We start from the raw sequence: 26,933 nt of genomic DNA, 5'->3' as shown, positions 1-26,933 counted from the left end.
GTCCGGCGCCGCACCCGGTCCCCGCGCACACGGCCTCCCCCCATCCCGCCGTCGCGCCGGACTTCGCCCAGGCCCCGACCGCCGCGGTCGCGTACCCGCAGGCCGCCACCCGTCAGTACACGGCCCAGGCCGCCCAGGTCCCCGGCGCGTACGCGCCCCAGGTCCCGGCGCCGGCCGCGCCGCCGGCACGGCGACCGGGACCGCCCCCGAAGGTGGCGGTCCCGGTGCTGTTCCTCGCACTGGTCTGCTTCGCCGTCGGCATCTGGGCGCTCACCCAGTCCTGACGGTCGGCCGCCGCCGCTCCCGCGCGGGATCGGGGGCGGGGCCGGGCGGCGGTCGTCAGGCCGCCCGCCGCCGGGCCACGACCGTCCACACCCCGAGCGCGAGCACGAGCACGGTGCCGGCCCCGATCCCGGCCACCGCGACCAGCCGCATCGAGTCGCTCCTGGCCGCCTGCGGGCCGCTCTGGCCGCTGGCGGCCGCGTCCCGGTCGTCGTCGGTGACCCGGAAGGGTCCGGCGTCCCCGTCGTAGCCGGGTCCGGCCTTCGCCGTCCCGGTCACGCTCACCCGCAGGGACAGCTGCACCGGCTTGTCGCCGTACGCCTTGGCGACCTCGGGGCTGAGCGTCGCCGACAGGTAGTACCAGCCGGCGAACCGCAGGGCGCTCGTCCCGTCGTCGGAGGAGTAGCGGTTCTCGAAGGCCACCGGCCGCTGCGGGTCCAGCGCCAGCGTCGCGGGATCGCCGTCGTAGCTGACGGTGCCCTGGTCGACGTGGCCGCGGGCCGGGTTGTCGAGCGAGAGAACGAGCGCGTTGCCGATGTAGTCGTCGCCGCTCACACTGCTGCCCAGCTCGGCGGTGGCGAAGATCTGCTGCCCCCAGTCGACCGGCACCCGGTAGAACAGCGTCTGGCCGGGCTCGATCTCGGCGCGCCACTCCCCCTGCCGCAGCGAGGTGGCGTCCTGGAACCCGGCGCCGCCCTGCCGCTTCCGCGGGCCGCCCGCGGGCGGCGGCGGAGTCGAGGAGGGCCAGGTCTCCGGCAGCGCCGTGGGCCCGGTCTGCTTCACCCCCGGCTCGGACAGGTGGCGGATCTCCAGGTCCCAGTCCTCCGCCGAGGACACGGACTTGGAGGTCCGCTCGACCAGCACGTAGTAAGCGCCGGCCTGCCGGCAGGTGGAGCCGCCGGCCTCGATCGTGCGGTGCGCGTACGCGGTGAGGGGACGCGTGAACCCGGCGGAGCCGAACGACACGTCCTGGTAGCCGCACTGGGAGTTCGAGCCGTCCTGGAGGCTGACCTTGATGCCGTCGCCGTACTCCGCCTTCCGGCCCGGCTTGGGCACGGCCACCACGGAGACGTAGGCGTTCTCCTTCGCGCCGAGGTCGACGCGGTAGTAGAGCTTGCCGTCCTTCTTGATGGTGTCGCGGTAGGTCGACCCCGCCTTCAGCGGCTGGGCGTCCAGGCTCGTGAGGGCGCCCCGGACCCGCTGCGCGCCGCCGTCGAAGGCGTACGGGTCGTCGCCGGCCGCCCACGCCGTTCCGGGCAGCGCCGCCGCGCCCGTCGTGATCACGGCCGCGATCAGGGCCCCGGCCGTCCGCATCCGCCCCCGTTGCGTCTTCACGCGCCTCTCCTCGTGTCCGTATCCGTTCCGCCCGCCTCCGGGCCCCGTGCGGCCCTCGCGACCGCCGGGTCGCCCGCCCCGGCGGCCCGGGCGACGGTCCATCCTGCCCCGGCCGTCCCCGCGCTGTCTGCGCGCGGTGACGTTTCACCCCGCCCGCCGGACTCTCCGGCCCCCTGGGCGGCGCCCGCCCAGGGGCCTTTGCCGCTGCAAGCAGGTCATTCCCGCACGTGAATCCGGAAGGGGCCGGTCACCGCCGGGAAAAGCGTGAGGCCCCGGCCGCTTCACGCGGCCGGGGCCTCACCCACAAACAGTCTGCGACTCACACACCCGAACCTGCGGGCACGGAGTCGGTCGCCTCCGTCCACAGATCCTGCTCGGCGCGATCCGCCTGGATCTGGCGGTACACGAGGAGCCCGCCGATGGCGGCCAGTGCGACCAGGAGAAGCTTCTTCACCGCGCGACCTCGTCCTTCATTGACGTAGGGGACTTCTGACGCCCACTCTACACACCGACCGATACCGATCGGTGACCTGCCCGGACGTCGTTCCCTCTCCCGGCCACGCACAAGAGATCGGCCCGGACGGATAATCCGTCCGGGCCGATCTTCGCTGTGGGGCTAACAGGATTTGAACCTGTGGCCTCATCCTTATCAGGGATGCGCTCTAACCAACTGAGCTATAGCCCCGCCGCGCTTTGCGGTGTGTGTCCCGCGCGCTGACTTCTGAAGATTAGCGCACGTGGGGGCCAGTCCCAAAATCGGTTCCTCCGGCCCCCCGCCGCGTCGCTACTCGTCCTCCGCCAGCGTGAGCTCCACGCCGCCCACGAAGCCGGCCGACAGGTTGTAGATGAACGCGCCCAGCGTCGCCAGCGCGGTCATCAGGACCACGTCGATCACGGCGATCACCGAGGTGAACATCAGCACCCGCGGCAGCGACAGGAACGACTGCAGGTCGAAGCCGTTGGACTCGTTCGAACCGGTCGCCTCGCTGATGGTGCCGCCGACGGTCGAGAAGACGCCCATGGCGTCCATGACCATCCACAGCACCGACGCGGCCACGACCGTGCAGACGCCCAGCGCGATGGAGAGCAGGAAGCTCACCTTCATCACCGACCACGGGTCGGCCTTGGCCACCCGCAGCCGCGCCTTGCGCGTCCGGGGCGTGGTGCGTGCCCCGGTCCGCGGCCGGCGCACCGCACCGGTGTTCTGCCCCCCGCCGGTCGCGCCCGGCGCCTGAGCGCCGTACGCCTGCGGCGGGTGGTACGGCCCTGCCGGCGGCTGCTGCGCTCCCGCGCGGTCGCCGGGCAGCGGCCCGTTGTAGGTCTCGTACGAGGGATTGGACCCTCGAGTGTCCGTCACCGCAACCCCCTGGGAGTCCGTGGCAGACCCACGGGCACCGTTCGCTCCAGCAGAAGCTCCGGCAGCGGCCGATCCGGCGCCCGTGGCTCCACTCACGCTCTACTCCTCGTGCTCCCCGGCCGAGGGCTGGGTGCCCTCGGCTGCCTCGACACCCTCGGCGTCGTCGGCACCGTCGACCTCGTCGGCCTCGCTGCCCGCCTCGGCGTTCCGCGCGATACCGACGACGGCATCACGCTTGCCCAGGTTGATCAGCTGGACGCCCATGGTGTCACGGCCGGTCTCCCTGACTTCGTTGACTCGCGTGCGGATCACACCACCGGACAGCGTGATGGCGAGGATCTCGTCCGTCTCCTCGACCACCAGCGCGCCCACGAGCGAACCGCGGTCCTCCACGATCTTGGCGGCCTTGATACCGAGGCCACCGCGACCCTGGACGCGGTACTCGTCGACGGGGGTGCGCTTCGCGTACCCGCCGTCGGTGGCGGTGAACACGAACGTACCCGGCCGGACGACATTCATCGAGAGCAGCTCGTCGCCCTCGCGGAAACTCATCCCCTTCACCCCGGATGTCGCGCGTCCCATCGGGCGCAGCGCGTCGTCCGTCGCGGTGAAGCGGATGGACTGCGCCTTCTTGCTGATGAGCAGCAGGTCGTCCTCGGCGGAGACCAGCTCCGCGCCGATCAGCTCGTCGTCGGCGCCCTCCTCCGTCTCACGGAGGTTGATCGCGATGACACCGCCCGAGCGAGGCGAGTCGTAGTCCTTCAGCGCGGTCTTCTTCACCAGACCGGCCTTGGTGGCGAGCACCAGGTAGGGCGCGGCCTCGTAGTCGCGGATCGCCAGGATCTCGGCGATCTGCTCGTCCGGCTGGAAGGCCAGCAGGTTGGCCACGTGCTGGCCGCGGGCGTCCCGGCCGGCGTCCGGCAGCTCGTAGGCCTTGGCCCGGTAGACCCGGCCCTTGTTCGTGAAGAACAGCAGCCAGTGGTGGGTCGTGGAGACGAAGAAGTGGTCGACGATGTCGTCCTGCTTCAGCTTCGTGCCCCGCACGCCCTTGCCACCGCGCTTCTGCGAGCGGTAGTCCTCGGTCTTCGTCCGCTTCACGTAGCCGCCACGCGTGATGGTGACGACGATGTCCTCCTCGGCGATCAGGTCCTCGATGGACATGTCACCGTCGAAGGGCACCAGCTTGGAGCGGCGGTCGTCGCCGAACTTGTCGACGATCAGCGCCAGCTCCTCGCTGACGATGGTGCGCTGACGCTCCTCCGAGGCGAGGATCGCGTTGTACTCGTTGATCTTCGCCTGGAGCTCGTCGTGCTCGGCGACGATCTTCTGGCGCTCCAGGGCGGCCAGTCGGCGCAGCTGCATCTCGAGGATGGCGTTGGCCTGGATCTCGTCGATCTCCAGCAGGCCCATCAGGCCCTCGCGCGCGACCTCGACGGTGTCGCTGCGCCGGATGAGGGCGATGACCTCGTCGATCGCGTCCAGCGCCTTGAGCAGGCCCCGCAGGATGTGGGCGCGCTCCTCGGCCTTGCGCAACCGGAAGCGGGTCCGCCGGACGATGACCTCGATCTGGTGCGTCACCCAGTGGCGGATGAACGCGTCCAGCGAGAGCGTGCGCGGCACGCCGTCGACGAGCGCCAGCATGTTCGCGCCGAAGTTCGTCTGCAGGTCGGTGTGCTTGTACAGGTTGTTCAGGACGACCTTGGCCACGGCGTCGCGCTTGAGCACGATCACCAGGCGCTGGCCGGTGCGGGACGAGGTCTCGTCGCGGACGTCCGCGATGCCGCCGACCTTGCCGTCCTTCACCAGGTCCGCGATCTTCTGCGCGAGGTTGTCCGGGTTGACCTGGTACGGAAGCTCCGTGACCACCAGGCACTGGCGGTTCTGGATCTCCTCGACCTCGACCACCGCGCGCATCGTGATCGAGCCGCGGCCCGTGCGGTAGGCCTCCTCGATGCCCTTGCGGCCCACGACCAGCGCGCCGGTCGGGAAGTCGGGGCCCTTGATGCGCTCGATGAGCGCGTCGAGGAGCTCCTCGTGGGTGGCCTCGGGGTGCTCCAGCGCCCACTGGGCACCGGCCGCGACCTCGCGGAGGTTGTGCGGCGGGATGTTGGTCGCCATGCCGACCGCGATACCGGCCGAACCGTTCACCAGCAGGTTCGGGATGCGCGCCGGCAGGACCGTCGGCTCCTGGTTCCGGCCGTCGTAGTTGTCCGTGAAGTCGACGGTCTCCTCGTCGATGTCCCGGAGCATCTCCATGGACAGCGGCGCCATCTTGCACTCGGTGTAGCGCATGGCGGCGGCCGGGTCGTTGCCCGGGGAGCCGAAGTTTCCGTTGGAGTCGACCAGCGGCATCCGCATCGACCACGGCTGCGCCAGGCGGACCAGCGCGTCGTAGATCGAGGAGTCGCCGTGCGGGTGGTAGGTGCCCATGACGTCGCCGACGACGCGGGCGCACTTGTAGAAGCCCTTCTCGGGCCGGTAGCCGCCGTCGTACATCGCGTACAGCACGCGGCGGTGGACCGGCTTCAGGCCGTCCCGTACGTCGGGCAGGGCGCGCGACACGATGACGGACATCGCGTAGTCGAGGTAGGAGCGCTGCATCTCCGTCTCGAGCCCGACGGGCTCGATCCGCATCTGCTGGCCTTCCGCCTCGGTGGCTTCGGTGGTCGGAGTGTTCTCGTCGGCCATTGCTGGTCGTCAGTCCTTTCGTACGGTCAGCTGAGACCGACTCAGATGTCGAGGAAGCGAACGTCCTTGGCGTTGCGCTGGATGAAGGAGCGCCGGGCCTCGACGTCCTCACCCATCAGCACCGAGAACAGGTCGTCCGCCTGCGCGGCGTCGTCCAGGGTCACCTGGCCGAGGACACGGTGGTCCACGTCCATCGTGGTGACGCGCAGCTCCTCCGCGTTCATCTCGCCCAGACCCTTGAAGCGCTGGATCGAGTCTTCCCTGATCCGCTTGCCGTTCTGCTTGCCCAGCTCGACCAGGGCGTCGCGCTCGCGGTCCGAGTACGCGTACTCGAAGTCGTCCCGGCCCCACTTGATCTTGTACAGCGGCGGACGGGAGAGGTAGACGTGCCCGGCCTCGACCAGCGGCCGCATGAAGCGGAACAGGAAGGTCAGGAGCAGGGTGTTGATGTGCTGACCGTCGACGTCGGCGTCCGCCATCAGGATGATCTTGTGATAGCGGAGCTTCTCGATGTCGAAGTCCTCGTGCACACCGGTGCCGAAGGCGGAGATCAGCGCCTGGACCTCGGTGTTCTGCAGGATCTTGTCGATCCGGGCCTTCTCGACGTTCAGGATCTTGCCGCGGATCGGCAGGATGGCCTGGTACATCGGGTTGCGGCCGGACTTGGCCGAGCCGCCGGCGGAGTCACCCTCGACGATGAAGATCTCGCACTTGGCGGGGTCGTTCGACTGGCAGTCGGACAGCTTGCCCGGCAGGGACGCCGACTCCAGGAGACCCTTGCGCCGGGTCAGGTCGCGGGCCTTGCGGGCGGCCACGCGCGCGGTGGCGGCGGTGATGCCCTTGCGGATGATGTCCGCGGCCTCGTTGGGGTTGCGGTCGAACCAGTCCGTGAGGTGCTCGTGGACCACCTTCTGGACGAAGGTCTTCGCCTCGGTGTTGCCGAGCTTGGTCTTCGTCTGGCCCTCGAACTGCGGCTCACCGAGCTTGATCGAGATGATCGCGGTGAGACCCTCGCGGATGTCGTCGCCCGTGAGGTTGTCGTCCTTCTCGCGGAGCAGCTTCTTGTCGCGCGCGTACTTGTTGACGAGCGTCGTCAGCGCGGCGCGGAAGCCCTCCTCGTGCGTACCGCCCTCGTGGGTGTGGATCGTGTTCGCGAACGAGTACACACCCTCGGTGTACGAGGAGTTCCACTGCATCGCGATCTCGACCGAGAGCTGGCGCTCCTTGTCCTCGGCCTCGATGTCGATGACGGTGGGGTTGATCAGCTCGCCCTTGCGCGAGTTGAGGTACTTCACGAAGTCGACGATGCCGCCCTCGTAGTGGTACTTCACCGTGCGCGCGGCGGGCTCGGCGGCCGCCTCCGCGTCCGGGTCGTCGGCGCCGACCGTGGCCTTGGCGGACTCCCGCTCGTCGGTGAGCGTGATCGTCAGGCCCTTGTTGAGGAAGGCCATCTCCTGGAAGCGGCGCGAGAGCGTCTCGAAGGAGTACTCGGTCGTCTCGAAGATGTCCGGGTCCGACCAGAACGTGACCGAGGTGCCGGTCTCCTCGGTCGCCTCGTGCTTCGCGAGGGACGCGGTCGGGGCGCCCATCTTGTAGTCCTGCGTCCAGCGGTGGCCGTCGGTCTTCACCTCGACGGCGACCTTCGTGGACAGGGCGTTCACGACGGAGACACCCACGCCGTGCAGGCCGCCGGAGACCGCGTAGCCGCCGCCGCCGAACTTGCCGCCCGCGTGCAGCACGGTCAGCACGACCTCGACGGCCGGCTTGCCCTCCGACGGGACGATGCCCACCGGGATGCCGCGGCCGTTGTCGACGACACGCACGCCGCCGTCGGCCAGGATCGTGACGTCGATGGTGTCCGCGTGCCCGGCCAGGGCCTCATCGACGGAGTTGTCGACGACCTCCTGCACCATGTGGTGAAGACCGCGCTCACCGGTCGAGCCGATGTACATGCCGGGGCGCTTGCGCACCGCATCCAGACCCTCGAGTACCTGGATGTTGCTGGCGGTGTACTGGTTGTTCTCGTTGGGGTTGCCGGAATCGGCCACGAAGCGCCCTTTCTGGCACAGCACAGGCCGTTCTCCGGGCATACGGGAGCGGCTGCGTCGTTCGACATGTTCCGCAGGGTGGCGGGATTATCGACCAGTCTACCGGTAGCGCTGACACGAATGGGGGTTTGCCGGTACCTGAGTCCGCATGTGCCGCCCTGAGCGGGAGCGCCCCGACTCCCCATATCCGGGAAGGGCCTCCAAACGCCTCTGACGGCCACCCAGCGCTTCGGGTCGTAGCGCGCAGTGGGCGACCGGCCCCCGGGGACGAAAGCACCCTCCGGGCCACGGCCCCCGGGCACTTCGCACAGGCGTGTGAACAGCCGGAGGAGGCGGCGCGGCACCGCGCACAGGCACCCTCCACAGGCGGGCGCCGCCTGTGGACGAAGCGCGGGGGCACGGGACGCCGGTGGACGACCCGACCGCGGAGGAGCTCCCCGCTACCCGTAGGTGTCGCCGGGCCCGACCGAACCGGGCGCGCGCAGCGGCCCGTAGTCCCGCCGCGGAGCTCCCGGACCCAGCACCTTGATCACCCGGACCGTGCCGTGCCCGAGGTCCTCGTTCAGGCGTGCCACCAGCCTCGGAGCGAGCAACCGCAGCTGCGTCGCCCATGCCGTCGAGTCGCACTGCACCGTGAGCACCCGGGCGTCCGGATCCTCGTCGTACTTCAGCGGCACGCAGTGCTTCGCCAGGTCGTCGCCCACGATCTGGGGCCAGCGCCCCATGACACCGCCGACCGCCGCCGGGGTCTCCCAGCCGCGCTCCGTGATGAGCCGGTTGATCGCCGAGCCCAGCGCCATCGGGTCACGCCCGTCGGCACCCGAGCCGGAACGCAGCCCGCCGCCTCGCCGGGCCTGCTTCTTCTGCTGGGCGGCCGCGCCCCTCGCCTTCGCCTGCTCCTTGGCGGCACGCAGCGCGACCCGGGCGAGGTCGACCCCGGTGGGTTCGGGGGTCTTCGGGGCTCCGCTCGTGCCCTCGGTCTCGCTCACGACCTCACAGCCTCTCCACCGAACCCCCCGCGACCCCGTACCGGATCCCCGCGAGAACTCCCGGAACGTCGTCGTCCACCGCCGCCGTCACCAGCACCTGCTCGCCCGGAGCCACCAGCTCCGCGAGCCGCTCGCGCCGCCGGGCGTCCAGCTCCGCGAAGACGTCGTCGAGGACGAGCACCGGCTCGTTGCCCTCCGCCCGCAGCAGGTCGTACGAGGCCAGCCGCAGCGCCAGCGCGTACGACCAGGACTCCCCGTGGCTCGCGTACCCCTTGGCCGGCAGGTCGCCGAGCTTGAGCAGCAGTTCGTCGCGGTGCGGACCGACCAGCGTCACGCCCCGCTCGATCTCCTGCTTGCGCACCTCGGCGAGCGCGGCGAGCACCTGCTCGTAGAGCTCCTCGCGGGTGTGCCCGGCACCCGGCGCGGACGGCCGGTACTCCAGCAGAATCGGTCCGCCGCCCGGGGCGAGCTGTTCGTACGCCTTGTCGGCGAGCGGCTGCAGCACCGCGATCAGGTCCAGCCGCTGGGCGAGCAGCTCGGCTCCCGCCCGGGCCAGGTGCTGGTCCCAGACGTCGAGGGTGGACAGGTCCATTCCGCGGCCGCCGTGCCGGCGGGCCATCGCGGCGGACTTCAGCAGCGTGTTGCGCTGCTTGAGCACCCGCTCGTAGTCGGCGCGCACCCCGGCCATGCGCGGCGAGCGTGCCGTGATCAGCTCGTCCAGGAAGCGCCGGCGCTCGCCCGGATCGCCCTTGACCAGCGCGAGGTCCTCAGGCGCGAACAGCACGGTCCGCACGATGCCCAGCACGTCACGGGGCCTGACCTGGGAGGACCGGTTGATCCGGGCGCGGTTGGCCCGCCCCGGGTTGAGCTCGAGCTCGACCAGCTGGGAGCGCTCGCCCTGGGTGACCGCGGCGCGGATGATCGCCCGGTCCGCCCCCATGCGGACCAGCGGGGCGTCCGAGGCGACCCGGTGGCTGCCGAGGGTGGCCAGGTAGCCCACGGCCTCGACCAGATTGGTCTTGCCCTGCCCGTTGGCCCCCACGAAAGCGGTGACGCCCGGATCGAGCGGGACCTCGACCCGGGCGTAGGAGCGGAAGTCGGCCAGCGACAGATGCGTGACGTGCATGGTGTGCGCCGGCCTTCCCCCGACTGCCGTGCACCGGAGGGTGCACAGCCTGTGGACTACTTCTTGGACTCGACCGCGTGGCCGCCGAACTGGTTGCGCAGCGCGGCGATCATCTTCATCTGCGGGGAGTCGTCCTGCCGGGACGCGAAGCGCGCGAACAGCGAAGCGGTGATCGCGGGCAGCGGCACGGCGTTGTCGATGGCGGCCTCGACGGTCCACCGGCCCTCGCCGGAGTCCTGCGCGAAACCGCGGAGCTGGTCCAGGTGCTCGTCCTCGTCCAGGGCGTTGACCGCCAGGTCGAGCAGCCACGAGCGGATGACGGTGCCCTCCTGCCAGGAGCGGAAGACCTCGCGCACGTCGGTGACGGAGTCGACCTTCTCCAGCAGCTCCCAGCCCTCGGCGTACGCCTGCATCATGGCGTACTCGATGCCGTTGTGGACCATCTTGGCGAAGTGGCCGGCGCCGACCTTGCCCGCGTGGACGGCACCGAACTCGCCCTCGGGCTTGAGCGCGTCGAAGATCGGCTGGACCTTCGCCACGTTCTCCGCGTCGCCGCCGTACATCAGCGCGTAGCCGTTCTCCAGGCCCCACACACCGCCGGAGACACCGCAGTCGACGAAGCCGATGCCCTTGGCGGCCAGTTCCTCGGCGTGCTTCTCGTCGTCGGTCCAGCGGGAGTTCCCGCCGTCCACCACGATGTCGCCGGGGGAGAGCAGCTCGGACAGCTCGTCGACCGTGGACTGGGTCGCGGCACCGGCCGGGACCATCACCCACACGACGCGCGGACCCTTGAGCTTGCCCACAAGCTCTTCCAGGCTGTGGACATCCGCGAGGTCCGGATTGCGGTCGTATCCGATGACGGTGTGGCCTGCGCGGCGGATGCGCTCACGCATGTTGCCGCCCATCTTGCCGAGACCGACGAGACCGAGCTCCATCAGAGATTCCTTAAGCGTCGTGTGCGGTTCGTACCCGTGCCCGAGCCTACGCCCGGACACGGGTGCACACCTGTGGGGTCGGCCGCTCAGTCGACAGGTGTCAGCCCGACAGACGCACCGGCATGATCAGGTACTTGTAGGCCTCGTCCGCCTCGGCGTCCAGGGCCGGCTTGCCGCTCAGCAGCGCGGGCTTCGTGGACGTCGTGAAGGACAGCTGGGCGACCGGGGAGTCGATCGCGCTGAGACCGTCCAGCAGGAAGGTCGGGTTGAAGGCGATCGAGATGTCGTCGCCCTCCAGCGCCGCGTCCACGCGCTCCACAGCCTGTGCGTCGTCGCTGGAGCCGGCCTCCAGGATCAGCACGCCCTGCTCGAAGCTCAGGCGGACCGGGGTGTTGCGCTCGGCCACCAGGGCCACACGCTTGACGGCCTCGACGAAGGGGGCGGTCTCGATCACCGCGACCGAGTTGAACTCGGTGGGGAAGAGCGTGCGGTACTTCGGCAGGTCGCCCTCGAGCAGGCGGGTGGTGGTGCGGCGGCCCGCGCCCTCGAAGCCGATCAGGCCCTCGCCCTTGCCGGAGCCGGAGAGCGCCAGGGTGACGGTGTCGCCGCTGGTGAGCGCCTTGGCGGTGTCCAGCAGGGTCTTCGCGGGCACCAGGGCGACCGCGGAGGCGTCCGGGGACTCCGGCTTCCACAGGAACTCACGGACCGCGAAGCGGTAGCGGTCGGTGGAGGCCAGGGTGACCGTGTCGCCCTCGATCTCGATGCGCACACCGGTCAGGACGGGCAGCGTGTCGTCGCGGCCGGCCGCGATGGCGACCTGCGCGGCGGCGGAGGCGAAGACCTCACCGGGGACCGTGCCGGTCGCGGTGGGCATCTCGGGCAGCGCCGGGTACTCCTCCACAGGCAGGGTGTGGAGGGTGAAGCGGGAGGAGCCGCAGACCACGGTCGCCCGTACACCGTCTGTGGAGATCTCCACCGGACGGTTGGGGAGGGCGCGGCAGATGTCGGCGAGCAGGCGGCCGGAGACGAGGACGGTGCCGTCCTCCTCGACCTCCGCCTCGACGGAGACGCGGGCCGAGACCTCGTAGTCGAAGCTCGAGAAGCTCAGGGCGCCGTCCTCGGCCTTCAGCAGAAGGCCCGCGAGAACGGGCGCCGGCGGACGGGCCGGAAGGCTGCGGGCCACCCAGGCCACCGCCTCCGCGAGTACATCGCGCTCCACCCGGATCTTCACCGGAACCGCCTCCTGCTGTTGCTGGCTCTTCGTCGACTGCGGGAACCAGTCTGACGTACGCCGCCGACACTCGGTGCGGCTCGGGGTCAAGTCGCGACAAGAGGTCGCCGAAGCCCCGGCGTCGAGTTGTGCACAGGTCCCACTTCGAAGCGGATTCCTAGCTAACTCTAAGTGGGAGTAGTAGTAGGGGCTGTGGAAACCGTGGATAACCCCGTTTTCGCAGGTCAGCACCCATTTTTTGTCCACCGCGCCTGTGGGTGGAGCCCGTGGACAACAGGGCGGTTCTGTGGACACCCGAAAGTTCTGCACACCCGGTACACAGGGCGGCCTGACTTCTCCCCAACGCTGTCCCCAGCTTTACCCCCGTTCCCCACAGCCCAACCGTCCCCCTTGGTGTGACCGCTTTCACTCGACGCAGTGAGAGCAGCCGTTTCGTTGCCGAACAGTGGACAGCGGTGTGGAGAAGCTGTGGGCAACCGAGAGCCGCCTGTGGGTTGCCAGTGGACAACCGAAAGCCGCTCCTGTGGACGAAAGATTCATCCACAGGGTGTGGATCAAGGTTGCCAACAAATCCACACCCTCCTGACCTGGGCTGATGGGGTGCCCCCTGCCCAGCCTGTGGACATGATCCGGATAACTCGGCAGTCCCCACCCTGTGGACGGAAGATCATCCCCCAATCTGTGGAGAACACGCCACCCCTCCCGTGGATTCGAACAGCCCGGCCCGTTCACAGAGCTGTGCACAGTCGTCGCGGACGTCCGGCGAGGGCACCCGGAGGCGTTGCGGAGGCGTCGCGAGGGCCCGAGAAGGCTCCGGGAGAAGTCCGGGAGAGCTCCGCCAGGGCACGGGGCAGAGGTGCCCGAGGGCACCCGACGTACCGAGGGGAAGGCTCCGCCGAGGCACGCGCTGCGGCTCCTGGAACGCGTGAAGGGCGCCCGGGAACATGTCCCGGGCGCCCTTCGGGCTCTGTCCGCCGGCGGCTCAGCCGTTCTTGATGCGGTTGGTGAGCTCGGTGACCTGGTTGTAGATGGAGCGCCGCTCGGCCATCAGCGCGCGGATCTTGCGGTCCGCGTGCATCACCGTGGTGTGGTCGCGGCCGCCGAACTGCGCGCCGATCTTCGGCAGCGACAGGTCGGTGAGCTCACGGCACAGGTACATCGCGATCTGGCGTGCCGTCACCAGCACCCGGCTGCGCGAGGACCCGCAGAGGTCCTCCACCGTCAGGCCGAAGTAGTCCGCGGTCGCCGCCATGATCGCGCCGGCCGTGATCTCCGGGGCCGAGTCCTCGCCGCCCGGGATCAGGTCCTTGAGGACGATCTCGGTCAGCCCCAGGTCCACCGGCTGCCGGTTGAGGCTCGCGAACGCCGTCACCCGGATCAGCGCGCCCTCCAGCTCACGGATGTTCCGCGAGATCCGGGAGGCGATGAACTCCAGCACCTCCGGCGGGGCGTTGAGCTGCTCCTGCACCGCCTTCTTGCGGAGGATCGCGATCCGGGTCTCCAGCTCCGGCGGCTGCACATCGGTGGTCAGGCCCCACTCGAAGCGGTTGCGGAGCCGGTCCTCCAGCGTCACCAGCTGCTTGGGCGGCCGGTCCGAGGAGAGCACGATCTGCTTGTTCGCGTTGTGCAGCGTGTTGAAGGTGTGGAAGAACTCCTCCTGCGTCGACTCCTTGCTCGCGAGGAACTGGATGTCGTCGACGAGCAGGATGTCCACGTCGCGGTAGCGCTTGCGGAAGGTGTCGCCCTTGCCGTCGCGGATCGAGTTGATGAACTCGTTGGTGAACTCCTCGGAGCTCACGTACCGCACGCGGGTGCCCGGGTAGAGGCTCCGCGCGTAGTGGCCGATCGCGTGCAGCAGGTGCGTCTTGCCGAGGCCCGACTCCCCGTAGATGAAGAGGGGGTTGTACGCCTTCGCCGGCGCCTCGGCCACCGCGACGGCGGCCGCGTGCGCGAAGCGGTTCGACGAGCCGATGACGAAGGTGTCGAAGAGGTACTTGGGGTTCAGACGGGCGTGCTGCTCACCGGGGGCACCCGGTGCGGAGCCCTGCCCCGAGGAGTGCCCGGGGCCGCCGACGGGACCCGACGCCGGACCGCCCGGGCGCGAGCCCGGACCGATCCCCTGACCGGCACCCGGGCCCTGCGGCTCGGAGCGCTCCGGCCGCTGCGGCTGCTGGTAGGCCGACGGACGCTCGTCGTAGCGCGGCGGCTGGGGCTGCTGCGGGCGCGGGCCGGTGTACGGGTCGCGCTCCTGGAAACCGCCGAGCCGCGGCTGCTGCCAGGAGAGGTCCTCCTGGGTGCGCGGCCAGGAGCCCGGGTCGGGACGCGGCTGCTGGTAGTCCGGGTAGGCCGGGCGGGCGGTCGGCAGCCCGTCGTCCTGCATCGGGCGGTGACCGTAGCCCTCGTACTTCTCGTACGTGTCGGTGGGCGGCCGCTCGTCGTAGCGGGGCTGCTGCTGGACCGGCGGCGCGGGCGGGGTCGGCTCGCCGACCGAGTCGTCGACGGTGATCGCGATCCGGATGGGCCGGCCGCACTCCCGGCTCAGGGTCTCGCTGATCAGCGGGGCCAGCCGGCCTTCGAGGACGCGCTTGCCCCACTCGTTCGGTACGGCGAGGAGCGCTGTGTCGGCCACCAGTGCGAGAGGCTGGCAGCGCTCGATCCACTGCTTGTCCTTGGTCTCGATGCCTTGTTGGCCTTCGCCGAGGAGGTGCTCGAGCACGCGTGGCCACACTGCGGCAAGATCGGCAGGTACGTCAGCCACGGGGCACGCTTCCTCGCAGGTCCCACGAATGTGTGGTTCTCGGGACGGCAGGTCGAAGTCCGTTAGGACAGGAAAGGACAGAACGGAAAAAGATTCAGGAGTCCAGCCACGGTAGTCGCGGCGGCTGACGTGGTTCAAGTTGTTGTCCACAGCCTGTGCACAATGGACCCCGGTGACCGGTCGGTTTGACCGGATGGCGTAGCCGCGCGTACCGTAACCAGGTCGAGTTGTCGATGGCTGCTGCCGCCTGCCTCCGATGGGCAAAGATCACGGTCTGTGATCGTGAAGCGGTGCACTCGGGCGTATTGCGAGCTTCTCGTGGGCGCACGGTGACAGCCAGGCGATGTCCCGCCACCACACGAATCATTTCTGGAGCCCCCGAGTGAGCAAGCGCACCTTCCAGCCGAACAACCGTCGTCGCGCCAAGACCCACGGCTTCCGCCTGCGGATGCGTACGCGTGCCGGTCGCGCCATCCTGGCGAACCGTCGCGCCAAGGGTCGCGCGAGCCTGTCCGCCTGATCTTCTTAAACAGGTCATGACGTGCTGCCTACCGAGAATCGGCTGAGGCGGCGCGAGGACTTCGCAACCGCGGTACGTCGAGGACGCCGGGCCGGTCGCCCACTCCTCGTCGTCCACCTACGCAGCGGTGCAACGGACCCGCACGCGCCTGGGGAGAGCGCTTCCCCGACGCGTGCGGGTTTCGTCGTGAGCAAGGCCGTGGGCGGCGCCGTCGTACGCAACCAGGTGAAGCGACGTCTGCGCCATCTCGTCCGCGACCGGCTCTCCGAGCTGCCCCCCGGTAGCCTGGTGGTCGTACGGGCGTTGCCCGGAGCCGGCGACGCCGATCACGCACAGCTGGCCCGAGACCTGGACGCCGCTCTCGAGCGGCTCCTGGGAGGGGGCACGCGATGAAGTACCCGCTGCTGGCTCTCATCAAGCTGTACCAGTGGACGATCAGCCCGCTCCTCGGGCCCGTCTGCCGGTACTACCCGTCGTGTTCCCACTACGGATTCACGGCCATCGACCGGCATGGCGCGATCAAGGGCACTGCCCTGACCGCCTGGCGCATCCTGCGGTGCAACCCGTGGTCGCCCGGCGGCGTGGACCATGTCCCCGCACGCAAGCGTCCTCGCTGGCACGAAATGCTGCGGAACGCACTGCGCGGCGACACGGGCGGGTCCACCGCCGAGACGAGCCCGGCCGCAGAGACCTCGCCCAATGCTCAAGGAGCCTGATTAGTGGACACGATTGCCAATTTTTTCAGCTTCATCACCACACCTGTCTCATGGGTGATCGTCCAGTTCCACAAGCTGTACGGGGCGATCTTCGGCCCTGACACGGGCTGGGCCTGGGGCCTGTCGATCGTGTCCCTCGTGGTGCTGATCCGGATCTGTCTGATCCCGCTGTTCGTCAAGCAGATCAAGTCGACCCGGAACATGCAGGCGCTCCAGCCGAAGATGAAGGCGATCCAGGAGCGCTACAAGAGCGACAAGCAGCGTCAGTCCGAAGAGATGATGAAGCTGTACAAGGAGACGGGCACCAACCCGCTCTCCTCGTGCCTGCCCATCCTGGCGCAGTCCCCGTTCTTCTTCGCCCTGTACGCCGTGCTCTCCCACATCGCCGAGGGCAAGACGATCGGCGTCATCAACCAGTCGCTGCTCGAGAGTGCCCGTCAGGCGCACATCTTCGGTGCTCCGCTGGCCGCCAAGTTCACGGACAGCGCTGCCGAGGTCGCCGCTCTCGACGCCTCGCTGACGTCGGTCCGCATCGTCACCGCGGTCATGATCGTCATGATGTCGGCCTCGCAGTTCTTCACGCAGCGCCAGCTGATGATGAAGAACGTCGACCTCTCGGTGAAGACGCCGTACATGCAGCAGCAGAAGATGCTCATGTACATCTTCCCGCTGATCTTCGCCGTCATGGGCATCAACTTCCCCGTCGGTGTTCTCGTCTACTGGCTGACCACGAACGTGTGGACCATGGGCCAGCAGATGTACGTGATCAACCAGAACCCGACCCCGGGCAGCAAGGCGCAGGACGCCTACCTGCAGCGCCTCCTGAAGAGCGTCACCACGCACGGCGAGGTCCGCGGTCGTCGCCGTAAGAACATCGTCAAGGTCGTCGTCGCCAAGGGGGCCGACCGCAACGACAACGAGCGCCGCTTCTTCGCGGGCCTGGCCAAGGCCGGCTTCGCCGCCCAGGCCGACGGCACCGTGATCAAGAGCGACACGATCGCGGCCGAGGCCGAGGGTGCCGGCGCCGCCAAGCGTCAGCAGCCCAAGCGCCAGACCAAGGCGAAGCGCCAGGCCGGCGGTGCCCACCCGGCCCCGGCGAAGGGCGGCGAGGAGAAGGACGAGTCCGCAGCCGCGGAGCCGACCACCTCGCTGGAGAAGAAGCCCCGCGACGAAGCCACGGACACCAAGGACACGGCGAAGAACGCCTCGGGCGATCAGTCCGTGCGTCCCAGCCGCGCCAACTCCGGGGCTTCCCGCCAGGCCAAGTCCGGTCAGCGCAAGGGCCAGCAGCGGCCCAAGCACCCGTCTTCCAAGAAGTAGAAGGAGTCCATCCGTGACGGAAGGCACCACCACCGCCGCCGCAGAGGGTGGCGACACCCTCACCCGCCTGGAGCAGGAGGGTGAGATCGCGGCCGACTACCTCGAGGGTCTGCTCGACATCGCCGATCTCGACGGCGACATCGACATGGACGTCGAGGCGGACCGGGCCGCGGTCTCCATCGTCAGCGACTCGAGCCGCGACCTGCAGAAGCTTGTGGGCCGCGACGGCGAGGTGCTGGAGGCGCTCCAGGAGCTGACCCGGCTGGCCGTGCTCCGGGAGACCGGCGACCGCAGCCGCCTCATGCTCGACATCGGCGGGTTCCGCGCGAAGAAGCGGGCCGAGCTCGCAGAGATCGGTGCCAAGGCCGCGTCCGAGGTGAAGTCCACCGGTGCCCCGGTGAAGCTGGACCCGATGACGCCGTTCGAGCGCAAGGTCGTGCACGACGCGGTCGCCGCCGCCGGTCTGCGCAGCGAGTCCGAGGGCGAGGAGCCGCAGCGCTTCGTCGTCGTGCTCCCTGCCTGACCCCCTTCGCAGTGTCGGCCCCGTCTGCTCGCAGGCGGGGCCGATCTTTGTCAGCCTGATAGTTCAGCCACCACAGTGCGCGCGCAGGATGTGCGCTACGGAAGGACGGTTCCCGTGACGGAGGCAGCGGAGCTTCCCCCTGCGCCTGAGCAGGCGCGGACGGTATTCGGTGAGCACTTCCCGGAGGCCGTTCGCTACGCGGAGCTCCTCGCGGACGCGGGAGTCAAGCGCGGGCTGATCGGCCCGCGCGAGGTCCCCCGCCTGTGGGAGCGACACCTGCTGAACTGTGCGGTGCTCTCCGAAGTGGTCCCCGAAGGCGTCTCCGTGTGCGACGTCGGCTCGGGCGCCGGACTTCCCGGCATCCCGCTGGCGCTCGTAAGGCCCGACCTGAAGATCACGCTCCTGGAGCCGCTGCTGCGCCGGACGAACTTCCTCCAGGAGGTCGTGGAGCTGCTGGGGCTGAGCCATGTGACCGTGGTCCGCGGCCGTGCCGAGGAGATGCTGGGCAAGGTCCCGCCGGTGCACGTGGTGACCGCCCGCGCCGTGGCGCCGCTCGACCGGCTCGCCGGCTGGGGTGTTCCCCTGCTGCGCCCGTACGGCGAGATGCTCGCCCTCAAGGGGGACACGGCCGAGGAGGAGATCAGCGGCGCACGCGCCGCTCTCGCCAAGCTGGGTGTGGTGGGGACCTCGGTCCTCCAGGTCGGCGAGGGCATCGTCGACCCCATGACGACGGTCGTCCGGGTGGAGGTCGGCGAGAGCCCCGGCGGTGTGAGGTTCGCCGCCAAGCGGGCGAAGGCCGCTCGACCCAGCAGGACTCGTCGCCGTCGCTGAGCCGTCGCGCTGTCTTGTTGATCCTTACAAGCTGCCATACGTGAGCATTTCGGAGTGTCGAACGGCCCGGGGTCAGCAGCGAGTGCATCGTGTTTCACGTGAAACGTCGCTCACTGCTGCAGGGGATCATCGGCCGCGGTCGCGCGGCTGCCACGCCCCGGGACCGGAAACCCCTCTCGAAACCCCCCGTGAGGGTTACGGGATTGTCCACAGAGGTGGATTCACCCACAGAACCACGGGCCTCGCTGGTTCACGACCCCGAAAGCATGGCAGGCTCTGTCCATCGCGAGCCTGAAGCCGAGGAGAGTGAATCCTTGCGGTCCGACGCCAACATCGCGGGACCGATGACCGACCCGGTCCCCGGTCCCCGAACCGAATCGGTGGGGGAGGATGTTTCACGTGAAACACCGCCCCCGATGGACGACACCCCCATTGGTCGTGCAGCCCAACTTGCCGTAGAGGCGTTGGGGCGCGCTGGTGAGGGGCTCCCCCGGCCTGCCCAGACACGCGTGATGGTGGTCGCCAACCAGAAGGGCGGCGTCGGCAAGACGACCACGACGGTCAACCTTGCCGCCTCGCTGGCCCTGCACGGAGCCCGGGTCCTGGTCATCGACCTCGACCCGCAGGGCAACGCCTCGACGGCTCTGGGTATCGATCACCATGCCGATGTGCCCTCGATCTATGACGTCCTGGTGGAGAGTAAGCCGCTCTCCGACGTGGTCCAGCCCGTCCAGGACGTCGAAGGTCTCTTCTGCGCCCCCGCCACCATCGATCTCGCTGGTGCGGAGATCGAGCTGGTCTCGCTGGTGGCGCGGGAGAGCCGCCTGCAGCGAGCCATCCAGGCCTACGAGCAGCCTCTGGACTACATCCTCATCGACTGCCCGCCGTCCCTGGGACTGCTGACGGTCAACGCCCTCGTGGCGGGTGCCGAGGTGCTGATCCCCATCCAGTGCGAGTACTACGCCCTGGAGGGACTGGGCCAGCTGCTGCGGAACGTCGACCTGGTGCGGGGACACCTGAACCCCACGCTGCACGTGTCGACGATCCTCCTCACCATGTACGACGGCCGGACGAGGCTCGCCTCCCAGGTCGCCGACGAGGTGCGCAGCCACTTCGGCGAGGAGGTGCTGAGGACCAGCATCCCGCGATCCGTACGTATCTCGGAGGCCCCGAGCTACGGCCAGACCGTTCTCACGTACGATCCGGGCTCCAGCGGCTCACTGTCGTATCTCGAGGCGGCCCGTGAGATCGCGCTGCGCGGAGTCGGCATCCGCTACGACGCCCAGCACGCCCACGTCGGGCAGCAGAACAACCAGAGCAACATGTCGGAGGGGATCCAGTGAGCGAGCGACGTAGGGGATTGGGGCGTGGGCTCGGTGCGCTGATCCCTGCTGCTCCCCAGGAGCGGCAGGTGCCGGCTGTCGGAGTGGCGGGACCGTCCTCGTCCGTCTCCACCCCGGTGCTGCCTTCCGAGCGAGGGGTGGCGGCCGCGAAGGTGGCGACCCTCCCGCAGAGCCCGCAGTCCCCGGACTCCGTGGTGCCCGTGGTCGAGCCCGCCGTGGTGGAGGAGCCGGAAGCGCCCGCCGGGGCTCACTTCGCCGAACTGCCGCTCGACTTCATCACGCCCAACCCGAAGCAGCCGCGTGAGGTCTTCGACGAGGACGCGCTCGCGGAACTGATCACCTCCATCAAGGAGGTCGGTCTGCTCCAGCCCGTCGTCGTACGGCAGCTGGGCACCGAGCGCTACGAGCTGATCATGGGTGAGCGGCGCTGGAGGGCCTGCCGTGAGGCCGGTCTGGAGCGCATCCCTGCGATCGTCCGGGCCACGGAAGACGAGAAGCTTCTTCTGGACGCCCTCCTGGAGAACCTGCACCGGGCCCAGCTGAATCCGCTGGAAGAGGCCGCCGCCTACGACCAGCTGCTGAAGGACTTCAACTGCACGCACGACCAGCTGGCCGACCGGATCGGGCGCTCGCGTCCCCAGGTCTCCAACACGCTGCGTCTGCTGCGCCTCTCCCCGCCGGTTCAGCGCCGGGTGGCCGCCGGTGTGCTGTCGGCGGGCCACGCCCGTGCCCTGCTGTCCGTGGACGACCCGGAAACGCAGGACAAGCTCGCGTACCGGATCGTCGCCGAGGGCCTCTCCGTGCGTGCGGTGGAGGAGATCGTCACGCTCATGGGCTCCGAGCCCACGTCGACGGTCAAGCCCAAGGGCCCCCGAGCGGGCGCACGCGTCTCGCCGGCTCTCACCGAACTGGCTTCCCGTCTCTCGGATCGCTTCGAGACGAGGGTGAAGGTCGATCTGGGCCAGAAGAAGGGCAAGATCGTCGTCGAGTTCGCCTCGCTGGACGATCTGGAGCGGATCCTGTCGACGCTGGCCCCGGGCGAAGGACGCGTCATGGACCACGGGAACGCCGAGACGGACGAAGAGGACGCCGAGGGCTGAGCCCTCCGCGACCCACAGCGGGCCGTGTGCCGGTGAAGACCGGGACACGGCCCGTCCCTTTGCCTGCGCGCGGTATCGCCCCGAACGCCCCATCGATACGATTCTGGGAGGCGAAATCCGTGCTGCGCCGGCAGCGGGAAGAGAGGAACAGCCGTGGGGCGTCGGCTCGTACCACTCACGCTGGACAACCTTCCGGATCTCCCGAAGCGGTGTCGCTCCTGTGTCTTCTGGGAGCTCGACCCGGTGAGCGGGGAGGCCGCTGTGAAGGCGGGACGGCCCGAGCTGGAGAAGGAAGCCTGGATCTCAGCCGTCCTGCTGGAATGGGGATCGTGCGGTCGGGTGGTCTACGTCGACGACGTTCCGGTCGGCTTCGTTCTCTACGCGCCTCCGGCCTATGTGCCGCGGTCGATGGCTTTCCCCACCAGTCCGGTCTCCGCGGACGCGGTCCAGTTGATGACGGCGTGGATCATGCCGGGGTACCAAGGTCAGGGAATCGGCCGCACGATGGTGCAGACCGTGGCCAAGGACCTTCTCCGGCGCGGCTTCAAGGCGATCGAGGCCTTCGGTGACGGTCGATGGAAGGAGCCGGCCTGTGTCCTGCCGGCCGACCATCTGCTGGCCGTGGGCTTCAAGACGGTGCGGCCTCATCCGGCGTACCCGCGCCTGAGGCTGGAGCTCCGTACGACGCTCTCCTGGAAGGAGGACGTCGAGATGGCGCTGGACCGTCTTCTCGGCGCGGTGCAGAAGGAGCCCGCGCTGCGGCCGCTGTAGGGCCCGGGGCGCTGCGCCGCCCGCCGCCGCCCCGAGGTCTCACACGAACGGCCCGCCCCGGATCGGGGCGGGCCGTTCGTGTTTCACGTGAAACAGGCGCTGCGTCAGGCCTTCGTGGCCTCGTCGGAGACGAAGCCCTCCAGGTCGCGGAGGATCGCGGCCTTCGGCTTGGCACCGACGATCGTCTTCACGACCTCGCCGTTCTGGTAGACGTTCAGGGTCGGGATCGACATGACGCCGTACTTGGCGGCCGTGGCCGGGTTCTCGTCGATGTTGAGCTTCACGATCTCGATCTCACCGTGCTCCGCGGCGATGGCCTCCAGCGACGGGGCGATCTGGCGGCACGGTCCGCACCAGGCGGCCCAGAAGTCCACCAGGACGGGCTTGTCGCTCTTGAGGACGTCGTCCTCGAAGGAAGCGTCGGTCACGTTCTTCAGGGCGCCGGCCACGGCGACCTCCTTAACTTCGCGGGGTGTGGGGTGGGAAAGCCTGAGGGGGATCAGACCGCGGGGGTCTCGGCGAGCTTCTCGTTGTCGGCGAGGGCGGCCAGGAAGCGCTCGGCGTCGAGTGCGGAGGAGCAGCCGGTGCCGGCGGCGGTGATCGCCTGGCGGTAGGTGTGGTCGACGACGTCACCGGCACCGAAGACGCCGGGCAGGTTCGTCCGCGTCGACGGCGCGTCGACCTTGAGGTAGCCCTCCTCGTCCAGCTCCAGCTGGCCCTTGAAGAGCTCGGTGCGCGGGTCGTGGCCGACGGCGATGAAGAGACCGGTGACGGGCAGCTCGCTGGTCTCGCCCGTCTTGGTGTTGCGCAGGGTCAGGCCGGAGAGCTTCTGCTCGCCGTGGATCTCGGCGACCTCGCTGTCCCAGGCGAACTTGATCTTCGGGTCGGCGAAGGCGCGCTCCTGCATCGCCTTGGAGGCGCGCAGGCTGTCACGGCGGTGGACGATCGTGACCGACTTGGCGAAGCGCGAGAGGAAGGTGGCCTCCTCCATCGCGGTGTCCCCGCCGCCGATGACGGCGATGTCCTGGTCCTTGAAGAAGAACCCGTCGCAGGTGGCGCACCAGGAGACGCCACGGCCGGAGAGGGCGTCCTCGTTCGGCAGGCCGAGCTTGCGGTGCTGGGAGCCCGTCGTGACGATGACGGCCTTGGCGCGGTGCACGGTGCCGGCGGTGTCCGTGACGGTCTTGATCTCACCCGTCAGGTCCACGGCGACGACGTCGTCCGGAACAAGCTCGGCGCCGAAGCGCTCGGCCTGGGCACGCATGTTGTCCATCAGGTCCGGGCCCATGATGCCGTCGCGGAAGCCGGGGAAGTTCTCCACGTCGGTCGTGTTCATCAGGGCGCCACCAGCGGTGACAGCACCCTCGAAGACCAGCGGCTTCAGCGACGCACGCGCCGTGTAGAGCGCGGCGGTGTAACCCGCGGGCCCGGAGCCGATGATGATCACGTTACGGACGTCGCTCACGGGTTTCTTCCTCGTCTCTGCAGACTGCCTACTGCCTACGGGGCGGTCGTTTCGGTGACTCTCACCCCACCCAACGGATCCTACGGGGCGGGCATTCCCCAGACCGACGCGCGGCACGGCCTGAACGCGACGGGCGGGGGTATCCGCACGGCGTGGACGTCAGGAACGGGGGTACGTGTGCGTCGTGAGGACCTCGGCCGGGGTCTTCCCCCCACTCGCGGTGCAGGACGCGTCCAGCACGTACGCCTGCACCTGAGAGCCGTTCGTCGCATGAGGGAGGACGACGAGATAGGCGGACTTCCCCTCGTAGTCGCCCTTCTGGAAGGCGAGCACCGTGTCGGGGCGGCCGGTGCCGGCCTTGACGCAGCTCGGCAGTGGCTCGGCCAGGCCGCGCTGGAGGGTGTCACCGCCCGTCGCGGACATCGACTCGGGGCTGCTGTCCTGGGGAACCTTGAAGGTGTGGTCCTGCTGGAGGAGTGCCTGCACGCGGGCTTCGATGTCCTGGCCGTCGAAACGCGAGCCGACGGCGCTGCTGGCAGCGGTGTCGCTCTTGGTGTCGCCGGATTCCCCGCTGAGGCTCTGGAGGCCTCCCTGCGTGAGGAACAGGCTGATACCCAGGGCCGCGGCCCCGAAGGCGGCCCCCAGGGTGGCGACGCGCCTCCGGCGGGGCTTGCGGGGGCGTCCCGGACCGGTGCCGCCACCGGAGCGGCCGGCGGGACGTTCCGCGCCCCCGGAGGGTGCCGTCGCCGGGCGAGGCGCGGGCCGCGTGCTTGTTTCACGTGAAACATCGGTGTCGGGGACAGGGGCGGTGGCATCGAGAAGTGCTTCGGCGGCCAGCGCGGCGTCGATGCGACCGGCGATCTCGGCAGGCATCCGGGGAGGACCGGGCAGGGTCCCCAGTAGCCCACGGATCTCTTCCAGGGACGTGCGTACGTCGGCGCAGAGCGAGCAGTCGTCCAGATGGCGGCGGACCGCCGCGGCGCGTGCCGGCGCGAGGAGCCCCTCGGTGAGGTCGGAGATCTCCGAGACGTCCGGGTGCTGTGTCGTGTCGGCCTTGCCGGTCGTGGATGTCACGCGCGCCCACCTCCGCCCTTCACAGCAGTCGGACCATTCGATCCGCTATCCCTTGTCTCCGACACCGGTGGGACGGATGTCCCCGGCGTCCGGTTCCTTCCCCGGTCGGAGCCCTCGTTACCCACCGTGTCCGCGCGCAGATGAGTGAGCATGGGAAGCAGTTTCGCCCGGCCCCGCGCACAGCGGCTCTTCACGGTTCCGGTGGGCACGTCCAGGATGCGCGCGGCCTCGGCCACGGGGTATCCCTGCATGTCGACCAGTACGAGAGCCGCCCGCTGATCCGCGGGGAGCTTGGCCAGAGCGGCCAGGAGCTCGCGATGGAGGTCCTGGCGTTCGGCGGGGGCCTCGGCGGACTCCACGGGCTCCAGGAGCTGCTCGAAGCGGGCCGTGTCGTCCATGGGGGACGTCTTGCGGGAGACGGCCTTGCGGGCCCGGTCGAGACAGGCGTTCACCGTGATGCGGTGCAGCCAGGTGGTGACGGCCGACTGACCGCGGAAGGTGTGGGCGGCCCGGAAGGCCGAGACGAGGGCGTCCTGAACGGCGTCAGCGGCCTCTTCGCGGTCCCCCAGGGTGCGCAGGGCGACCGCCCACAGGCGGTCGCGGTGCCTCCGCACCAGCTCACCGAAGGCGTCGGGATCGCCCGCGACATGGCGCTCCAGAAGTTCCTGGTCGCTGATGTCCGCGTATATCGCGTCGTCCAACGGTGAGCCCCTCCCCTCCTGCCGTCAGCTGGTGATCTTGATATCCGTGATCTTGCCGCGGAAGGTGCCGCCGTTGGCGGGCAGCTTGGTCATCCAGACCAGAACGTAGCGCGTCGTTACGGGCTTGGCGGGCTTCAGCGTCACCTTGCCGCCGGATCCCTTGGCCTGGGTGGCGAAGGCATCGGGTGAGCTCGGTTCGGTCGTGGCGTCGGCCGGGGCGGTGCGCAGCTCCACGGAGGTGTCTCCCAGGAAGGAGACGTCCACCGATCCGATCTGCTGTGCCTTGCCCAGGTCGAGGACGAGACCCACGCCCTCCTTGAGCCGGCCGAAGTCGGCGCTGTAGTAGCCGTCGGTGTTCCAGAAGCTGCTCGGGTCGCCGTCGTAGGCGTTCTTTATCCCCTGGGGCTTCTCCGAACCGTCGCCGAGCGGGTCGAAGTCGTGGGCCCCGACGATGGCGACGGGCTTCCCGATCTCGACCTCCTTCTCGTCCTCGGTGTCCTGCGGCTGGTTGTTCTGCGGCGTCTCCGACTTGTTGTTCCGGTCGAGGAGCCGGTCCGCCACCTGCCAGCTGGCCAGTCCCAGGGCGGCGATGAGCAGCGCCGAGACGGCCCACTTCAGGGCCTTGCCCGTGCGGCTCTGCAGCGGCGGTGGCGGAGGCGCCATCGCCTGGGTCACCACGGGACCGGCCTGCTGCTGCGGACGCCCGTAGCTGCCCTGCTGGTAGGTGGTGCGCTGGTACTCCGGCGGGGTCGGGAACTCGGGCTCCGGCGGGCGGATGCGGGGCATCGCCGCAACGGCCTTGGCGAGCTCGTCCGGCGTGGTGCACGGCGGTTCCTGGCGCGAGGCGGTGGCACCGTCGTTGGCCAGGGCGCGCATGGCGATCTCGGCCAGGCCGCGATGGACACCTGCCCGCACCTGGTCGGGGGGAAGCAGTCCCACGCCCTTGGGAAGCCCGGAGAGGCCGTGGGCGTCGCTGTCGTACGGCCAGCGCTGGGTCAGCGCCGCGTACAGCAGTGCGCCGATCGCCTCGGTGTCCGTGCGCTGGGGCCGTTCGGCGCTGATGCCCCGCAGGGCGGCGTTCACGGCGAGACCGCGGATGCGGTACTGGCCGGAGGAACTGCGCAGCACCGCGCTCGGGGTGAGCCGGAGGTGGGCGAGCCCTTCACGGTGGGCCGCCGCCATGGCCTGGGACACCTGGCTGACGAGCTGGTACGCGTCGTGCGGCTCCAGTGGGCCGGCGGCGAGCAAGGTCGTCAGTTCGGTGGAGTCGGGCAGCCATTCGTGTACGACGTACACGAGGTCGTTCTCCTCGACGGCGTCGAGGACCTGGACGAAGCGGGGGTCGCCGAGCAGCGCCGCGGAGCGGGCCGCGGCGAGCACCGAACGCGCTCGCGGATGGTCGGCAGGCAGGAGATGGACCCCGACCGCACGCCGCAGCTTCTCGTCCACGGCACGCCAACTGCTGAATCCGTCCAGACGAGTGACGCATTCCTCGAGCCGGTAGCGTCTGGCCAGCTTGTGGCCGCTGTGCAGCTCGGGAGTCTCGATGGAGGGCTGTTCGCCGTTCTGCCGGTCGCCGGCCTTGTTCTCTGCGTCGTCGGCGGTCGTGTCCGCCGTTTCCTGCTCTTCCGCCACCCCGTCGGTCGCGGCCTTCTCCGCCTTCGCGGTCAGCGGGTCGTCACCGCTGTTGTCGGCCACGTCGACGGCAGCCGTGCTACGTTCCGCCACCGTCGTTCCTGCCTCCCCATCCGTTGCGCCACATCCAACAGCCATGCCAATTGTGCCCACAGTCGGCCGCTATGCACGACACGCAGCGGCCG

General features: G+C 69.5%; 24 protein-coding genes, 1 tRNA gene and 1 pseudogene. 10 read left to right on the top strand and 16 right to left on the bottom strand.

Annotated features, from left to right (window positions below):
• A pseudogene (locus EAO71_RS38910) lies at nucleotides 1-284 on the top strand (serine/threonine protein kinase); the annotation flags it as partial.
• Nucleotides 285-339: 55 nt separating this feature from the next.
• Here the strand turns inward: EAO71_RS38910 and EAO71_RS18990 are convergent.
• From EAO71_RS18990 to dnaA, 11 genes are all read right to left on the bottom strand, one after another.
• Nucleotides 340-1,617 (bottom strand): hypothetical protein, encoded by a 1,278-nt coding sequence (locus tag EAO71_RS18990; protein WP_147978803.1) that lies wholly within the window; start codon nucleotides 1,615-1,617, stop codon nucleotides 340-342.
• Nucleotides 1,618-1,936: 319 nt separating this feature from the next.
• The gene (locus EAO71_RS18985) at nucleotides 1,937-2,071 is read right to left on the bottom strand and encodes a DLW-39 family protein (RefSeq protein WP_003958712.1); all 135 of its coding nucleotides are present in this window, start codon (nucleotides 2,069-2,071) and stop codon (nucleotides 1,937-1,939) included.
• Between the two features lie 157 nt (nucleotides 2,072-2,228).
• Nucleotides 2,229-2,302, bottom strand: a tRNA-Ile gene (locus EAO71_RS18980).
• A gap of 99 nt (nucleotides 2,303-2,401) precedes the next feature.
• On the bottom strand, nucleotides 2,402-2,974 hold the full coding sequence (locus EAO71_RS18975) for a DUF3566 domain-containing protein (protein WP_147978802.1): 573 nt from the start codon (nucleotides 2,972-2,974) through the stop codon (nucleotides 2,402-2,404).
• 99 nt (nucleotides 2,975-3,073) lie between these two features.
• On the bottom strand, nucleotides 3,074-5,662 hold the full coding sequence (gene gyrA / locus EAO71_RS18970) for a DNA gyrase subunit A (protein WP_147978801.1): 2,589 nt from the start codon (nucleotides 5,660-5,662) through the stop codon (nucleotides 3,074-3,076).
• 41 nt (nucleotides 5,663-5,703) lie between these two features.
• Nucleotides 5,704-7,734 carry a DNA topoisomerase (ATP-hydrolyzing) subunit B gene (gene gyrB / locus EAO71_RS18965; protein WP_147978800.1) on the bottom strand — a complete coding sequence of 677 codons (2,031 nt, stop codon included), beginning with the start codon at nucleotides 7,732-7,734 and terminating at the stop codon, nucleotides 5,704-5,706.
• Nucleotides 7,735-8,150: 416 nt separating this feature from the next.
• Entirely contained in the window at nucleotides 8,151-8,699 is a 549-nt protein-coding gene (locus EAO71_RS18960) for a DciA family protein (protein ID WP_147978799.1), read from the bottom strand.
• Nucleotides 8,700-8,703: 4 nt separating this feature from the next.
• Nucleotides 8,704-9,825, bottom strand: coding sequence for a DNA replication/repair protein RecF (gene recF, locus EAO71_RS18955; protein ID WP_147978798.1), 1,122 nt, complete (start codon nucleotides 9,823-9,825; stop codon nucleotides 8,704-8,706).
• Between the two features lie 56 nt (nucleotides 9,826-9,881).
• Nucleotides 9,882-10,760 carry a phosphogluconate dehydrogenase (NAD(+)-dependent, decarboxylating) gene (gene gnd, locus EAO71_RS18950; protein ID WP_147978797.1) on the bottom strand — a complete coding sequence of 293 codons (879 nt, stop codon included), beginning with the start codon at nucleotides 10,758-10,760 and terminating at the stop codon, nucleotides 9,882-9,884.
• Between the two features lie 100 nt (nucleotides 10,761-10,860).
• Entirely contained in the window at nucleotides 10,861-11,991 is a 1,131-nt protein-coding gene (gene dnaN, locus EAO71_RS18945; protein WP_147978796.1) for a DNA polymerase III subunit beta, read from the bottom strand.
• A gap of 982 nt (nucleotides 11,992-12,973) precedes the next feature.
• Nucleotides 12,974-14,749, bottom strand: a complete 1,776-nt coding sequence (dnaA, locus tag EAO71_RS18935) for a chromosomal replication initiator protein DnaA (RefSeq protein ID WP_147978795.1) — start codon at nucleotides 14,747-14,749, stop codon at nucleotides 12,974-12,976.
• A 382-nt stretch (nucleotides 14,750-15,131) separates the two neighbouring features.
• Between dnaA and rpmH the strand changes: the two genes are divergently transcribed.
• The 9 genes from rpmH (at nucleotide 15,132) to EAO71_RS18890 (ending at nucleotide 21,873) form a co-directional block, all read left to right on the top strand.
• Nucleotides 15,132-15,269: a 50S ribosomal protein L34 gene (gene rpmH / locus EAO71_RS18930; RefSeq protein WP_015659252.1), complete on the top strand. Its 138-nt coding sequence runs from the start codon at nucleotides 15,132-15,134 to the stop codon at nucleotides 15,267-15,269.
• 21 nt (nucleotides 15,270-15,290) lie between these two features.
• On the top strand, nucleotides 15,291-15,662 hold the full coding sequence (rnpA, locus tag EAO71_RS18925; RefSeq protein WP_147978794.1) for a ribonuclease P protein component: 372 nt from the start codon (nucleotides 15,291-15,293) through the stop codon (nucleotides 15,660-15,662).
• Complete coding sequence (gene yidD, locus EAO71_RS18920; protein WP_147978793.1) at nucleotides 15,659-15,985, top strand: membrane protein insertion efficiency factor YidD; 327 nt, start codon at nucleotides 15,659-15,661, stop codon at nucleotides 15,983-15,985. The genes rnpA and yidD overlap by 4 nt, the downstream gene beginning before the upstream one ends.
• Before the next feature lie 3 nt (nucleotides 15,986-15,988).
• The gene (yidC, locus tag EAO71_RS18915; protein WP_147978792.1) at nucleotides 15,989-17,305 is read left to right on the top strand and encodes a membrane protein insertase YidC; all 1,317 of its coding nucleotides are present in this window, start codon (nucleotides 15,989-15,991) and stop codon (nucleotides 17,303-17,305) included.
• A 13-nt stretch (nucleotides 17,306-17,318) separates the two neighbouring features.
• A complete protein-coding gene (locus tag EAO71_RS18910) occupies nucleotides 17,319-17,828 on the top strand; it encodes a Jag family protein (RefSeq protein WP_147978791.1) in 510 nt (169 codons plus the stop codon).
• Between the two features lie 114 nt (nucleotides 17,829-17,942).
• Nucleotides 17,943-18,659, top strand: a complete 717-nt coding sequence (gene rsmG / locus EAO71_RS18905; RefSeq protein ID WP_147978790.1) for a 16S rRNA (guanine(527)-N(7))-methyltransferase RsmG — start codon at nucleotides 17,943-17,945, stop codon at nucleotides 18,657-18,659.
• Between the two features lie 266 nt (nucleotides 18,660-18,925).
• The gene (locus EAO71_RS18900) at nucleotides 18,926-20,002 is read left to right on the top strand and encodes a ParA family protein (protein WP_147978789.1); all 1,077 of its coding nucleotides are present in this window, start codon (nucleotides 18,926-18,928) and stop codon (nucleotides 20,000-20,002) included.
• Nucleotides 19,999-21,102, top strand: coding sequence for a ParB/RepB/Spo0J family partition protein (locus tag EAO71_RS18895; protein WP_147978788.1), 1,104 nt, complete (start codon nucleotides 19,999-20,001; stop codon nucleotides 21,100-21,102). The genes EAO71_RS18900 and EAO71_RS18895 overlap by 4 nt, the downstream gene beginning before the upstream one ends.
• Before the next feature lie 153 nt (nucleotides 21,103-21,255).
• On the top strand, nucleotides 21,256-21,873 hold the full coding sequence (locus tag EAO71_RS18890; protein ID WP_147978787.1) for a GNAT family N-acetyltransferase: 618 nt from the start codon (nucleotides 21,256-21,258) through the stop codon (nucleotides 21,871-21,873).
• A 104-nt stretch (nucleotides 21,874-21,977) separates the two neighbouring features.
• On the opposite strand, the gene trxA is transcribed toward EAO71_RS18890, so the two are convergent.
• The 5 genes from trxA to EAO71_RS18865 all read right to left on the bottom strand — a co-directional run bounded on the left by trxA (nucleotide 21,978) and on the right by EAO71_RS18865 (nucleotide 26,841).
• Nucleotides 21,978-22,322, bottom strand: coding sequence for a thioredoxin (gene trxA / locus EAO71_RS18885; protein WP_147978786.1), 345 nt, complete (start codon nucleotides 22,320-22,322; stop codon nucleotides 21,978-21,980).
• Nucleotides 22,323-22,372: 50 nt separating this feature from the next.
• Nucleotides 22,373-23,338 (bottom strand): thioredoxin-disulfide reductase, encoded by a 966-nt coding sequence (gene trxB, locus EAO71_RS18880; protein ID WP_147978785.1) that lies wholly within the window; start codon nucleotides 23,336-23,338, stop codon nucleotides 22,373-22,375.
• Between the two features lie 159 nt (nucleotides 23,339-23,497).
• Entirely contained in the window at nucleotides 23,498-24,412 is a 915-nt protein-coding gene (locus EAO71_RS18875) for a hypothetical protein (protein ID WP_147978784.1), read from the bottom strand.
• Nucleotides 24,409-25,113, bottom strand: a complete 705-nt coding sequence (gene sigM, locus EAO71_RS18870) for an RNA polymerase sigma factor SigM (protein WP_147978783.1) — start codon at nucleotides 25,111-25,113, stop codon at nucleotides 24,409-24,411. The genes EAO71_RS18875 and sigM overlap by 4 nt, the downstream gene beginning before the upstream one ends.
• A 24-nt stretch (nucleotides 25,114-25,137) precedes the next feature.
• Nucleotides 25,138-26,841 carry a protein kinase family protein gene (locus EAO71_RS18865; RefSeq protein WP_147978782.1) on the bottom strand — a complete coding sequence of 568 codons (1,704 nt, stop codon included), beginning with the start codon at nucleotides 26,839-26,841 and terminating at the stop codon, nucleotides 25,138-25,140.
• Between the last annotated feature and the right edge of the window lie 92 nt (nucleotides 26,842-26,933).

It is taken from the genome of Streptomyces sp. MS191, from assembly GCF_008042125.1.
Classification (GTDB): domain Bacteria; phylum Actinomycetota; class Actinomycetes; order Streptomycetales; family Streptomycetaceae; genus Streptomyces.
This window is presented reverse-complemented; position numbering and strand designations above follow the sequence as displayed.